13 protein-coding genes are annotated in these 12,019 nt (G+C 63.9%); 3 read left to right on the top strand and 10 right to left on the bottom strand.

Annotated features, from left to right (window positions below; translation table 11 throughout):
* Window positions 1-670: 670 nt before the first annotated feature.
* The 10 genes from AWB79_RS03265 to flgB all read right to left on the bottom strand — a co-directional run bounded on the left by AWB79_RS03265 (window position 671) and on the right by flgB (window position 9,276).
* Window positions 671-1,423 carry a flagellar brake protein gene (locus tag AWB79_RS03265; RefSeq protein WP_061165889.1) on the bottom strand — a complete coding sequence of 251 codons (753 nt, stop codon included), beginning with the start codon at window positions 1,421-1,423 and terminating at the stop codon, window positions 671-673.
* Window positions 1,424-1,716: 293 nt separating this feature from the next.
* The gene (flgJ, locus tag AWB79_RS03260; protein WP_061165888.1) at window positions 1,717-2,766 is read right to left on the bottom strand and encodes a flagellar assembly peptidoglycan hydrolase FlgJ; all 1,050 of its coding nucleotides are present in this window, start codon (window positions 2,764-2,766) and stop codon (window positions 1,717-1,719) included.
* Window positions 2,767-2,779: 13 nt separating this feature from the next.
* Window positions 2,780-3,907, bottom strand: a complete 1,128-nt coding sequence (locus AWB79_RS03255; protein WP_061165887.1) for a flagellar basal body P-ring protein FlgI — start codon at window positions 3,905-3,907, stop codon at window positions 2,780-2,782.
* 6 nt (window positions 3,908-3,913) lie between these two features.
* Complete coding sequence (locus AWB79_RS03250) at window positions 3,914-4,609, bottom strand: flagellar basal body L-ring protein FlgH (RefSeq protein WP_061165886.1); 696 nt, start codon at window positions 4,607-4,609, stop codon at window positions 3,914-3,916.
* A gap of 75 nt (window positions 4,610-4,684) precedes the next feature.
* Window positions 4,685-5,473: a flagellar basal-body rod protein FlgG gene (gene flgG / locus AWB79_RS03245; RefSeq protein WP_061165885.1), complete on the bottom strand. Its 789-nt coding sequence runs from the start codon at window positions 5,471-5,473 to the stop codon at window positions 4,685-4,687.
* Window positions 5,474-5,509: 36 nt separating this feature from the next.
* Window positions 5,510-6,262: a flagellar basal-body rod protein FlgF gene (gene flgF, locus AWB79_RS03240; RefSeq protein WP_061165884.1), complete on the bottom strand. Its 753-nt coding sequence runs from the start codon at window positions 6,260-6,262 to the stop codon at window positions 5,510-5,512.
* A 37-nt stretch (window positions 6,263-6,299) separates the two neighbouring features.
* Window positions 6,300-7,553 (bottom strand): flagellar hook protein FlgE, encoded by a 1,254-nt coding sequence (gene flgE, locus AWB79_RS03235; RefSeq protein ID WP_061165883.1) that lies wholly within the window; start codon window positions 7,551-7,553, stop codon window positions 6,300-6,302.
* 47 nt (window positions 7,554-7,600) lie between these two features.
* Entirely contained in the window at window positions 7,601-8,263 is a 663-nt protein-coding gene (locus AWB79_RS03230) for a flagellar hook assembly protein FlgD (protein ID WP_269767914.1), read from the bottom strand.
* 88 nt (window positions 8,264-8,351) lie between these two features.
* The gene (flgC, locus tag AWB79_RS03225; protein ID WP_061165881.1) at window positions 8,352-8,777 is read right to left on the bottom strand and encodes a flagellar basal body rod protein FlgC; all 426 of its coding nucleotides are present in this window, start codon (window positions 8,775-8,777) and stop codon (window positions 8,352-8,354) included.
* 19 nt (window positions 8,778-8,796) lie between these two features.
* Entirely contained in the window at window positions 8,797-9,276 is a 480-nt protein-coding gene (flgB, locus tag AWB79_RS03220) for a flagellar basal body rod protein FlgB (RefSeq protein ID WP_061165880.1), read from the bottom strand.
* A 268-nt stretch (window positions 9,277-9,544) separates the two neighbouring features.
* Between flgB and flgA the strand changes: the two genes are divergently transcribed.
* The 3 genes from flgA (at window position 9,545) to AWB79_RS03205 (ending at window position 11,937) form a co-directional block, all read left to right on the top strand.
* Window positions 9,545-10,888: a flagellar basal body P-ring formation chaperone FlgA gene (gene flgA / locus AWB79_RS03215; protein ID WP_061165879.1), complete on the top strand. Its 1,344-nt coding sequence runs from the start codon at window positions 9,545-9,547 to the stop codon at window positions 10,886-10,888.
* A gap of 172 nt (window positions 10,889-11,060) precedes the next feature.
* Complete coding sequence (gene flgM, locus AWB79_RS03210; protein ID WP_082862251.1) at window positions 11,061-11,396, top strand: flagellar biosynthesis anti-sigma factor FlgM; 336 nt, start codon at window positions 11,061-11,063, stop codon at window positions 11,394-11,396.
* A gap of 106 nt (window positions 11,397-11,502) precedes the next feature.
* A complete protein-coding gene (locus AWB79_RS03205) occupies window positions 11,503-11,937 on the top strand; it encodes a flagellar protein FlgN (RefSeq protein WP_061165966.1) in 435 nt (144 codons plus the stop codon).
* Window positions 11,938-12,019: the final 82 nt, after the last annotated feature.

Raw genomic sequence — 12,019 nt, 5'->3', positions numbered from 1 at the left:
CTGTTGATACTGAGTTCTTTCGTGCATCGCAACACCTTATACGAAACAGGTGTTGCACTTCAGATTTGAGGCCGCCCACCAAAGAAAGCAGCTTTCTAGACCCGGAGTGCTCCAAACGGGCTCGTAGTCCTCGTTCTGATTGGCCCGGCCTCTCAGTGTCTCCCTCGAAGGTCTGACGCAAAGTGGATCGCGCACGGTCTGACGAGCTAGAACGTCAAAGTGGCTGGTTCAGCGCCAAATAGCACCGGCACAGCGCTACGCGCTGCCGCTGGGTCTGCAAGGGAAACCGTCGGTGAGCAAATGCCGCGCGATGGCGGCGTTAGTAAAGAAGCGCGCGCGGACCCGATTGACCGGTCGGCGGCGCGCAGCGCAGCGCCGGAGCTATCAGGCGCTGCACCAGTCAGTTAAACGGTGCGATGTGGCAGTGGGTCCGCGATCCAAGCCCGGTGGGGCCTATGAGGGCGACACTTAGGCGAGGGCCACGGGGAAAGAATAAGTGTGGCCAAATTGCGTGTGACCGCGGGCCTGAAAAGCTGCTTTCTTTGGTGACTTTCTTTGCAGCAGCAAAGAAAGTTACCCCCGCCCCGGGGAGGGGCAGTGCTAATAGACCGACACGAATTCAGGATTTCACGATATCCGAATCCAGCGACATGCGAAGCGCCAGCAAAACCTACTTCGCCAATGACCGCCGTTTCATTTCGAGCTGAGTAATCAGCCGCTGCAGCGTATTTTCCGCCGATCCCGGCATCGAAGTGAACTTGAACCCAATGGTATATCGACGATCACCCTTGGCGTTAGTCGATTCCCGATGCGAAACCAGCATCATATCCACCGTGACCTTGCCGTTCGCGCTGAAGTGCAATTCAGCATCCTGCAACACGATGCCCATTTCCAGATTCGCCACACGCTCATCCGTCGTGCGCAGCGCAACGCCACCCAGCGAAAGGTCATGCACCTCGAAACGGAAGCGTTCCCCATCCGGCAAGGTGCCCGAGCAAATATACGGATCCAGCACCGGCGCCTCGACACGGAAATACTCGCGACGCTGCATGTAATACAGCACAGACGGAAACTCCACCTCGAACGCGGGCCGGCCATCGAACACCGTCTCGCGAGGCGTCGGCGTCGTGAATTCCACACGCACGCCCTCCGGCGCCGCGTGAAACACCAGCCTGTTCGATGCAAGCACGCCACGGTTCTGTTCCGCAACGCCGCCCCAGTCGAAAGTAAAACGATGCGCAGTCACATCGACGTCGAGCAGACGCGTGACGATCTGACCGTCGCCATATTGCGCCGTAAGGAAATCGCCGCGATTCGCGAGATTCCGCAGCGCCACGCCGATTTCCAGCGGATTGCGCCTGCCGAAATCCACGTTCGGTGCAATGTCCTCGTCGGCAACGTCATGCTTGTGATTGGTGTTCATGGTGCTAGCCGTGTTCAATGTGCTCGCACGCCGTTCAAATCCCCGAACATCGTGCGTCGATCCGGATCGATATTGATCCGGCACTTCGATTATTCAGGTTAGCGGCATACCACTTTAAAAGTTTAGGGTCGCCCGGCGAAAAATGTATGTGGTGCGCCGTCCCCATGCACGTAAAACGTTTGCCGTCAAAAGTCCGATCAATCGCATTTTGCGCGTCGCGAAAACGCGCGTGCGACCGGCTCTTCAGCAAGAACGCGGCCGCAATCATCCGGCGAATACGATGCGCCTCGTCGTCAGACGATCTGGCGCATGATCGAAATCAGCTTCTTCGCGTATTGCGGGTCGGTCGCGTAGCCCGCCTTCTGCATGCCGTGCGCGAAGCCCGCGACGTCGCGCGAAGCCTGGATCACCGGCGCATAGCGCGGATTGTTCTTGATGACGCTCGCGTAATCGGTGAGCGCGTCCTCGTACGAATCGTAAGCGCGGAATTTCTCCACGACCTTCTGCGGCTGGCCGTTCACGTATTCCGTGGTGACGGAATTCACCGTCTTGCCGGTCCAGTCCTTCGTCGCTTTCACGCCGAAAATGTTGTGGCTCGACGTGCCATTCGCGTTCTTGATCTCGCGCTTGCCCCAGCCCGATTCCAGCGCCGCCTGACCGATGATGAAACGCGCCGGAATGCCCGTCGCCGCGCTCGCGGCCTGCGCCGGCACCGCGAGCTTGTCGACGAATGCGTTGACCTTGTCCGAGCCGTTGCCGCGCGCCGGCGGCTCCAGCGAATCCGCCGCCGAATAACCCCTGCCCGCGAGCGTCGCCTGGCTCTTGTTCGCCTGAGCCGCCGCGTAGGCTTTCGCCATCGCGTTCATCGCGGCGAGGTTGCCCGCGTTGCCGTCGATATCGCCGCCGCCCCCCGACATGCCGCCGAGCGCCTGCATCGCGTTCATCGCGCCCGAACCGCCTGCCGCGTTCGAGCCGGTCTGCGCGCCCGAGTTGCGCATCAGCTGCTTGAGCATCATGTCCGCGACGCCAATGCCCTTCGACGACATCTGCTGCGACAACTGCTGATCGAGCATCGCCGTGAACGACTTCGTATCGTTCGATTCGAACGGGCTGTCCGACGGCGTCGCGTCGCGCATGCTCTTCAACATCATCTGCGTGAAGACGGCGTCGAACTGCTTGGCCGCTTCCTTCAAACCTTGCTGCGGATTCGCGCCGGCCTGCGCGCGCAATGCGTCGAAGCCCTGTGTATCGAGCGCGAAACGGTTCGACAGGTTCGACAAGCCGCTCGTCGTATCGGTCGATGCCAGCGCGGCGCTGGCGATGCCGGTCGTGTTCGAGTTCATGAGCCTTCGTCCCTTAGATGATTTCGAGGTCGGCGCGCAGCGCGCCGGCGGCCTTCATCGACTGAAGGATCGAGATGAGATCCGCCGGCGTCGCGCCGAGCGCGTTGAGCGCCTTCACGACATCCGCCAGATTCGCGCCCGCGTTGAGCATCTTGAGCGCGCCGCTGTCCTGCTTGAGCTGAATCGACGACTCCTTCGCCGCGACCGTCTGGCCGTTCGAGAACGGACCCGGCTGGCTCACCGCCGTCTTCGTGTTGATGACCACCGACAGATTGCCGTGCGCCACGGCGCAGTTCTGCAACGTGACCATCTGATTCATCACGATCGAACCGGTGCGCGCGTTGAGGATCACCTTCGCGGCGGCCTGCGCCGGACGAACGTCGATGTTCTGCAGCTCCGCCATGAACGACACCTGCTGGCTTGGGTCCTGCGGCGCGCGCAACTGGATCGTGCGGCCGTCGAGCGCGAGCGCCGTGCCCATGCCGAACTGGTTGTTCACTGCCGCGACGATGCGCTGCGTCGTGTCGAAATCCATCTCGCGCAGTTCCATCTGCATCACGCCGCCCTGCTGCTGCAGCGCCGAAGGCACCGCGCGCTCGACGATCGCGCCCGCCGAAATGCGGCCGACCGCGAGCTGATTGACCTGCACCTTGCTGCCGTTCGCACTCGCGCCCGCGCCGCCGACGACGAGATTGCCCTGCGCCATCGCATACACCTGACCGTCGGCGCCCTTCAGCGGCGACATCAGCAGCGTGCCGCCGCGCAGGCTCTTCGCGTTACCGAGCGACGAAACCGTCACGTCGATCGCTTCGCCCGGACGCGCGAACGGCGGCAGCGTCGCGGTCACCATCACGGCGGCGACGTTCTTCAACTGCATGTTCTGCGTGGTCGCCGAGTTCACCGTGATGCCGAGATTGCCGAGCATGTTGGTGAGCGACTGCGTGGTGAACGGCGTCTGCATCGTCTGGTCGCCGGTGCCGTCGAGACCGACGACGAGGCCATAGCCGATCAGCGGATTGTCACGCACGCCCTGGAACGACACGAGGTCCTTGAGGCGCTCGGCGTGCGCCTGATGCGCGGAACCAATTGCGACGAGCGCAGCGGCGAGCGAGAACGAAACGAAACGGAGAAGCGGATTCATGATCGGTCAGAACGGCGCGACGTTGAGGAAGAAGCGTTGGAGCCAGCCCATGTTTTCCGCTTCGTCGATATAACCCTTCGCCGAGTATTCGATCTTCGCGTCGGCGACTTGCGTGGAGAACACGGTGTTGCTGCCCGAGATGGTGGTCGGATTGACGACGCCCGAGAAGCGCACGAATTCGTTGCCCTGGTTGATGAGCATCTGCTTCTCGCCGCTCACCATCAGGTTGCCGTTGGACATCACTTCCGTGACGGTCACGGTCAGCGTGCCGCTGAACGTGTTGGCCGCGCTCGCGCCGCCCGCCGCGGTGAACTTGTTGGCGCCGGTCGCCGACAGGTTCGTGTTGTTGAACAGGCCGCCGAAGATGCCCGGCGTCGTCGGCACCGCGAACGAGGCGTTGCCGCCGCGATTCGTGTTCGCCGCCGACGACTTCGTCGCGTTGACGTTTTCCGAGATCACGATGGTCAGAATGTCGCCCACGTTGCGCGGACGCTGGTCTTCGAACAGCGGCCGTCCGGCATAGCCCGCGTTGTAGATCGCGCCGGGCGAACGCGTGCCGACCGGCGGTTGCGGCGGACGCGCGGTCATCGGCTGCTGGACGATCGGCTCTTTCGGCACGAGACCGCATGCGACGAGCGCCGCACCGAGCGCAGCAACCGAAGCGAGGCGCGAAACCCGCGCGGCGAGATGAAGTGACGACATCGTGATAACTCGTTTGAAGCGAAATGAGCGTTAGTGTGACGCCATCATCGCGATTCCTATCCGTCGAATAGAGGGTTAAACCTGCATCTGCGAGAGCGTCTGCAGCATTTGATCGGACGTCGTCACGGCCTTGCTGTTGATTTCGTAGGCGCGCTGCGTCTGGATCATGTTGACCAGTTCCTGCACCACGTTCACGTTCGACGCTTCCACATAACCCTGTTGCAGCGAACCCGCGCCGTTCAGTCCCGGCTGCGACACGTTCGGCGCGCCCGAGCTGCCCGTTTCCGAGAACAGGTTCTCGCCGCGCGCTTCCAGACCGGCCGGGTTGATGAAGGTCGCGAGCTGGATCGCGCCGACCGTCGTGCTGGCGGTGCTGCTCGGCTGCGTGATCGACACCGTGCCGTCCGAGCCGATGGTGATCGAGGTCGCGTTCTGCGGAATCGTGATCGCCGGATTCAGCTGATAGCCGCTCGACGTGACGAGCTGGCCCTGCGCGTTGGTCTGGAACGAGCCGTCGCGGGTGTAGGCCGTCGTGCCGTCGGGCATCGTCACCTGGAAGAAGCCCTGGCCGTTGATCGCGACGTCCTTCGAATTGCCGGTCTGCTGCAGATTGCCCTGCGTGTAGAGACGTTCAGTTGCGACCTGCTGCACGCCGGTGCCGAGCTGCACACCCGACGCGAGTTCCGTTTGCTGCGTCGAGTTTGCGCCCGGCTGGCGGGTGGTCTGATACAGCAAATCCTCGAACACCGCGCGCGAGCCCTTGAAGCCGTTCGTGCTCACGTTGGCGAGGTTGTTCGAGATCGTGTCCATTTGCGCTTGCTGCGCATTCATGCCGGTCGCGGCGATGTAGAGAGAGCGATTCATGTTCTTTCGTGTCCGATGTAGCCCGCGTGCGCGGCTTTAGGAGAAATTGAGCAGCTTGTTGGCCGACTGTTCGTTCTGGTCGGCCGATTCCATCAGCTTGGTCTGCATCTGGAATTGCCGGGCGTTGGTGATCATCGAGACCATCGCGGAGACCGGGTTCACGTTGCTGCCTTCGAGCGCGCCGCCGGCCACGACGACATTCGGGTCCGCGTCGGCGGGGTCGCCGCTCGCGGTGCGGAACAGGCCGTCGTCGCCACGCGTGAGCGACGCCGGATCGGGATTCACGAGCTTCAACTGGTCGACGACCGCGATCGCCGTCGGCGGGTCGCCCGGGATCAGCGCGGAGATCGTGCCGTCCTTTCCGATCGTCACTTCCGCGCCTGGCGGAATCGACAGCGGACCGCTGTTGCCGAGCACCGGCAGATTGTTCGCCGTGACGAGCTGGCCGTTCTGATCCACATGCAGATTGCCCGCGCGCGTGTAAGCCTCGCTGCCGTCAGCCGCCTGCACCGACAGCCAGCCCGGGCCCTGCACCGCGACGTCGAGCGGATTGCCGGTCTGCTGGATCGGGCCTGCCGAGTAGTCCGCGTTCGGCGTCGACGAGAGCACGAAAGTGCGCGTCGTGCCATCGGCGGACTGGTTCTCGAACGACATCGGCACCTGGCGGAACGCCGCGAGCTGCGCCTTGAAACCCGTGGTCGACGTGTTCGCGAGGTTGTTCGCCACGACGGCCTGCTGCTCGAGCGCCTGGCTGGCGCCGGTCATCGCGGTGTAGATCAGACGGTCCATGAATCGCTTCCTTCTAGCCTATGCGTGCGGACGTTGCTTACAGATTGATCAGCGTCTGGTCGACGGTCTGCTGCGTCTTGATCGTCTGCGCGTTCGCCTGATAGTTGCGCTGCGCGGTGATCAGATTCACCAGTTCGCTCGTCAGATCGACGTTGGAGTTTTCCACCGCGCCGCCCTGCAGCGTGCCGTGGTTGGTCGAGCCGGGCACCGACACCTGGGGCGCACCCGAAGCCGCGGTCTGCGCGTACACGTTGCCGCCGAGGTTCTGCAGGCCGTTCTGGTTGTTGAAGTTCGCCAGTGCGATCTGGCCAAGCGCCTTCGTCTCGCCGTTCGAGTAGTTACCCGTCAGCATGCCGTCCGTGCCGACCGTGAAGCCGGTCAGCTCGCCCGTGCTGTTGCCGTCCTGATGCAGGTTGTTGATGCCGCTCTTCGCGCCGTACTGCGTCGTGCCGGTCAGGTCGAGCGTCAGCGTCTGCTTGGTGTTGCCGGTCGGGTCGGCGCCGTTCGGGATCGTGAACGTGAAAATGCCCTTGTCCGACGAGCTCACGCCGGCCGTGGTGTTCGCCGTCGTGCCGTTCAGCGTCCCGCTCGAATCGAACGTGATCGAGCCGAGATCGGTCTTTTGCGTGACCGGATCGCCGTAGCCCGCCCATGCTTCCCATTGGCCGGTCGTCGTCTTCTGGAAATAGACGGATACCTTTTGCGTGCCGCCGAGCGTGTCGTACGTGTCGACCGAAGTCGACGCGTTGTACGTGTTGCCGTTGGTCGGATCGAAGGTCATCGTCTGATCGGCGTCCTGCGAGTTCAGGTTGAACTGCGCAGTGATCTTCTTCGTCGCGGTCGGCGAGATGTTCGCGGTCGGCACCGTCAGCGGCACCGTGCTCGCGCTGTTCACCACGCCGCTCGAATCGGCCGCGTAACCCATCAGCTGCATGCCCGACGAGTTGACGATCTTGCCGCTGTCATCGAGATGGAACACGCCGTTGCGCGAATAGACGATCGAGCCGTTGTTCGACAACTGATAGAAACCGTTGCCGTTGATCGCGACGTCGAGCGCCTGGTTGGTCGTCGTGATCGTGCCTTGCGAGAACTGCTGCTGCACTTCGGACAGACGCGTGCCGATACCGATCTGGTTGCTGACGGCCGTGGCCATGGAGTTGGCGTACATGTCGGCGAACTGCGCCGCGCCCTGCTTGAAACCGACCGTGTTCGCGTTCGCGATGTTGTTGCCGATGACGTCCAGGTCGCTCGATGCGGCGCCCAGACCGCTCAGTGCTTGTTGATAGCTCATGTGATGTATCTCCGTGACGAGATCGCGCTCGTCCTAAAAACGTTGACTTAAAGGATCGAGGCGACGCTCGACAGCGCAACCGTGGAACCGTTCGAGAGCTTGAGGCCCGGCGCGCCGCCGGACATCTGCACGACGCTCTGCACCTGCGAGGCCGCGAGCGTCGTGGCCGTCGCCTGCTGGCCGTTGATCGTGCCCTGCGCGGTGATCGTGTAGCTGCCGTCGGCGAGCGTGTTGCCCTTCGAATCGACCGGCGTCCAGCCCGTGACCGGCACGACGCCCGCGCCTTGCGCGCCGAGATCGAGCGTGTTGACGATCTGGCCCGACGAGTTCTTCACGACGATCTGCAGGTCGCTGACATCGTTCGCGAGCTGCACGCCGAAGCTCGACGACGCGCCGCTCGACACCGTCACGTTGCTGCCCGCCGCGAGCACGTTCGAGCCAATCAACAGCGCGGCCTGCGTCTGCTGGCCGGCGGAAAGCTGCGTCGCGAGCGAGGACAGCGAGGTGTTCAACTGGCCGATGCCCGTCACCGTGTTGATCTGCGCGAGCTGCGAGGTCATCTGCGAGCTGTCGGCGGGATTGGTCGGGTCCTGGTTCTTCAACTGCGTGACGAGCAGCGTGAGAAAGGTGTTCTGCAGATCCGACGCCGACTGCGTGCCGGTCGCGGAGCTCGACGAAGACGTCGACGAACTCGACGACGCGCCGTTCATGGTGTCGAGCAGCGTCTGCGAGACGGTCGTGCCGTTGCTGCCGATGGTTGTGCTGGAGGAGCTCACGTTGTGTTCCTTGAAGTCTCTATCAGGTGCCGATGGTCAGGGTCTTGAGCATCAGCTGCTTGGCGGTATTGAGCGTTTCGACGTTCGCCTGATAGGAACGCGACGCGGAAATCATGTTGACCATCTCCTGCACGGGATCGACGTTCGGCATGGTGACGTAGCCGTCCGCGTTGGCCGCGGGATTGCTCGGGTCGTAGCTGGTTTTCATCGGGCTCGGATCGTCGACGACTCCGGTCACCTGCACGCCGCCGACCTGCTGGCCCGACGCGGTGCGCGCGCCGCCGAGCGGGTCGACCGCGAACACGACCTGCTTGGCCTTGTACGGCTGGCCGTCCGGGCCGGTCGTGCTGTCCGCGTTGGCCAGGTTCGACGCGGTGACGTTCAGGCGCTGCGCCTGGGCCGACATCGCCGAGCCGGCGACGTTGAAGATGTTCATCAGGGAAGGCATGGTTTCTCTTTGGCCTCGTTCAACTGTTCGACGTGATCGCCGAGAGCATCGATTTGATCTGCGACGACAGCACGGTCATGCCCGCTTCGAAGTGCAGCGCGTTGTCCGCGAACTGCACGCGCTCGGCGTCGAGATCGACCGTGTTGCCGTCGAGCGAAGGCTGGCTCGGCACGCGGTAGGCGAGCTTGCCGTAGTCGTCGCTCGAACCGCCCGATGCACTCAAGGTCGAAGTGCCGCTCATGTGGCCTTTCGCGGTCACGGCCATGCCGCCGCTCGTGCTCACGCTGACGGGCTGCGCCATCTTGAGCGTCGTGTTGTTCGTGGCGCCGCCGCCCTGCTTGAGCGCGCCCGCGAGCGCGCTCGAGAAGTCGACGTCGCGCGCTTTGTAGCCGGGTGTGTCGGCGTTGGCGATATTCGACGACAGCAATTCCTGCCGGTAAGCGCGCACATCGAGCGCTTCACGGCCAAAGGCGAATTCCTTGTCGAGTCTGTCTAGCATTCCGGTTTCTCCTGTCGGGCAACGCCGAGGCCTTTTTGCATGACACGCATCTTAGGAGCGCCGGGCAAGAACTAATCCGACGAATAACCGGGAAACGGGGCCTCTATTCGACGCTTCCGCGCGGCGGGCACTCACTAGAATTCGTTTTTGTGGCCGATGGCGGGCGTTTTTTCCGCAAGCTTCGGCCGATGCAGTCGCCGCGCAGTCCACGGCGCTTTTGAATCTGGAGACGTCGCGTGTCAGATAGGCGGCGTGAGGGAGAGATGGGATGAGCAGGTCGGCGAAGCGTGCATCGAACCCTACGGCTCGCGCCGCAGCGACGTTCGCACGCCGCACGTGGCGCGCCCTCGCGGGTGTGTCGCTGTTCATGAGCGTCGCGGCGGCTGCGTATGCGCAGTCGAGCGACGGCATGATCGTGATTCCGGGCAACGCGGAGACCAATCCCGCCGCCGCGGCCGACATGGCGAAAAGCCTCAATGCGCCGGCCGCGCGTGCGTCCACGCCGGTCGCGACTGCTGTCGCGCCGGCTCCCGTGCGTTCGAGCGGCTATCGCGCCGCGACGAAAGCAGCCGATGCCGCCATGCGCAACGCCGCGCTCGATCTCGAAGCCCGCGCGGACGCGGCCGATGATTCGATGAACGACGCGAGCGGCATGATCGTCATTCCCGGTCCGGCTCAGGCGAAGCCTGCGCGCGCGGTTGTGGCCCAGGCTCCGGCTCCGGCTCCGGCTCCGGCTCCGGCAATTATCAAAGTCCCCGCTGCATCCGCATCGCGCGATGTGATGCCGGTCGTCGTCACCCGCGATGACGCCGCCGCCTCGCGCACCATGAATACGCGGCCCGTCGCGGCCGGCACGGCGGTTCCCGCCGCGAACGCCGCGTCGCCGATGCGGCGCGTGAGCTTCAATCCGTCGTCGTCAGCGGCAACGGCCGCGACGCCCGCCGCCGCGACATTGCCGCCAGCGCCCGGAACGGCCGCCACGCCCGCAACGATGCAGGACGGCGAATCCATCCGCGTAGCCGCGCTGAATTTCCTTCAGCAGCAAGCCGCCGGATTGCCCGGCAAGGTCGAGATCACCGTCACGCCCGTGTTTCCGCGCGGCTTGGCCGCGTGCTCGTCGCTCGATCCGTTCCTGCCGACCGGCGCGCGCCTCTGGGGCCGCATGACGGTCGGCGTGCGCTGCGTCGGGGAGCGGCCGTGGACGCTCTACGTGCAGGCGCGCGTCTCGATCAACGCCACCTACTATCTGGCCGCGCGCGCCATCGCGCCGGGCGAAGTGCTCGGCCAGGCCGACCTGATCGCCCGCGACGGCGACATCACCGCGATGCCGCAGGCCATCGTCACCGATCCGGCGCAGGCCGTCGGCGCAGTCGCGCTGTCGCGCGTGCCGGCCGGCCTGCCGCTGCGCACCGACATGCTGCGCGCCGCGAGCTCCGTCGCGATCGGCCAGAACGTGCGCGTGGTCGCCGGCGGCTCGGGTTTCTCCATTTCCGTCGAAGGCAGCGCGATGAACAACGCCGCGCCCGGCCAGCAGGTCCGTGTAAAAACCGCCGGTGGGCAGATCATCACCGGCATCGTGAAAGACAGTCAGACCGTAGAAGTTTCGCTGTAAAAACAGCGATTTGTTCGCCCCCCCACGTTTGTTTCATTTTGTTGCAAATGTGCTCGAAGCCCGCCAGATAAGGCTTTTAGCGCGATGAGCACGGCGAGCGACAGTTGGCGGTCCATCGGCAGGGTAAAGTTTTCAACACCCGTCGCCGTTAAAGGACTCAACACGTTCGGGAATGGACATCGTGAAGATCGAATCGAATAGCAACACCACTCTGGCAAGCCTTCAAGACAACCTGCCGCGCGCGTCGCAAAGCGACGCCAAGGCGGCCGCGAGCACGACCCAGCAATCGGGCGCGAGCCCGGCGCAGAACTCGACGGTGAACCTGTCGTCGTTGTCGAGCGACCTGCGCGCATCGAATGGCTCGGACATCGACACGGCGAAAGTCGATTCGATCAAGGCGGCGATTCGCGACGGCAGCCTGAAGATGGACACCAGCAAGATCGCCGACGGCATTCTGAACACCGCCCGCGACCTGCTGCAAACGAGAACCCCGCCGACCGGCGGCTGAACGCAGTGATCCGGCCGCGCCGCTCAGAAAGCAGGCGCGCGGGCGGCGCAGCGGCGTTCATCGCACGGCGGCTTTTTGAAACCGCTTCTGCTTTATGAGCGATGCAATGAAAGACGCCCTGCTTGCCACCGTCACTGAAGAAGTCGCCGCCGTTCAGGCCTTCGAATCCCTCCTCGTCGACGAGGAAAAAGCGCTGATCGCCGCGCAGCCGCTTCCGGCGCTGCCCGGAATCGTCGAGAACAAGACCGTGCTGACCGAGCGCATCTCGGCGCTCGAAAAAGAGCGCGACGCCCAACTGGCGGCGCTCGGTTTCCCCACTGGCTTCGTCGGCATGGAAGCCGCCGCAGCGGGCGATGGCCCGCTCGCCGAGCAATGGGCCCTGCTCACCGCCGCCGCTCGTCGCGCGAAGCAAGGCAACAACAACAATGGCGTGCTGATCCGCACGCGCATGGAATACAACCGCAAAGCGCTCGCCGCGTTGCAGGTCGCGCCGTCGAAGGCCGGTTTCTACGGTCCGGACGGGCGCCTGCCGGGCACGTGATCGCTTTCGACGCTACAACCATAAAACGGCGCGTGCCTCATGCGGGGTATGCGCCGCTTTCGTTTCCCGCGCTTTCATCTAC

It is taken from the genome of Caballeronia hypogeia (genome assembly GCF_001544875.2).
Lineage (GTDB): Bacteria > Pseudomonadota > Gammaproteobacteria > Burkholderiales > Burkholderiaceae > Caballeronia > Caballeronia hypogeia.
The sequence above is the reverse complement of the archived record's forward strand: the minus strand, read 5'-3'. Positions and strand labels throughout refer to the sequence as shown.

What these genes read in the sequence shown, in the direction of transcription:
- flgJ (WP_061165888.1), bottom strand. Translation starts at nt 2,766, where the DNA reads ATGAACTCGAACACGACCGGCATCGCCAGCGCCGCGCTGGCATCGACC.
- flgF (WP_061165884.1), bottom strand. Translation starts at nt 6,262, where the DNA reads ATGGACCGTCTGATCTACACCGCGATGACCGGCGCCAGCCAGGCGCTC.
- AWB79_RS03205 (WP_061165966.1), top strand. Translation starts at nt 11,503, where the DNA reads ATGAAAGACGCCCTGCTTGCCACCGTCACTGAAGAAGTCGCCGCCGTT.
- AWB79_RS03255 (WP_061165887.1), bottom strand. Translation starts at nt 3,907, where the DNA reads ATGAATCCGCTTCTCCGTTTCGTTTCGTTCTCGCTCGCCGCTGCGCTC.
- AWB79_RS03250 (WP_061165886.1), bottom strand. Translation starts at nt 4,609, where the DNA reads ATGTCGTCACTTCATCTCGCCGCGCGGGTTTCGCGCCTCGCTTCGGTT.
- flgG (WP_061165885.1), bottom strand. Translation starts at nt 5,473, where the DNA reads ATGAATCGCTCTCTCTACATCGCCGCGACCGGCATGAATGCGCAGCAA.
- AWB79_RS03265 (WP_061165889.1), bottom strand. Translation starts at nt 1,423, where the DNA reads ATGAACACCAATCACAAGCATGACGTTGCCGACGAGGACATTGCACCG.
- flgB (WP_061165880.1), bottom strand. Translation starts at nt 9,276, where the DNA reads ATGCTAGACAGACTCGACAAGGAATTCGCCTTTGGCCGTGAAGCGCTC.
- AWB79_RS03230 (WP_269767914.1), bottom strand. Translation starts at nt 8,263, where the DNA reads ATGAACGGCGCGTCGTCGAGTTCGTCGACGTCTTCGTCGAGCTCCGCG.
- flgM (WP_082862251.1), top strand. Translation starts at nt 11,061, where the DNA reads ATGGACATCGTGAAGATCGAATCGAATAGCAACACCACTCTGGCAAGC.
- flgA (WP_061165879.1), top strand. Translation starts at nt 9,545, where the DNA reads ATGAGCAGGTCGGCGAAGCGTGCATCGAACCCTACGGCTCGCGCCGCA.
- flgC (WP_061165881.1), bottom strand. Translation starts at nt 8,777, where the DNA reads ATGCCTTCCCTGATGAACATCTTCAACGTCGCCGGCTCGGCGATGTCG.
- flgE (WP_061165883.1), bottom strand. Translation starts at nt 7,553, where the DNA reads ATGAGCTATCAACAAGCACTGAGCGGTCTGGGCGCCGCATCGAGCGAC.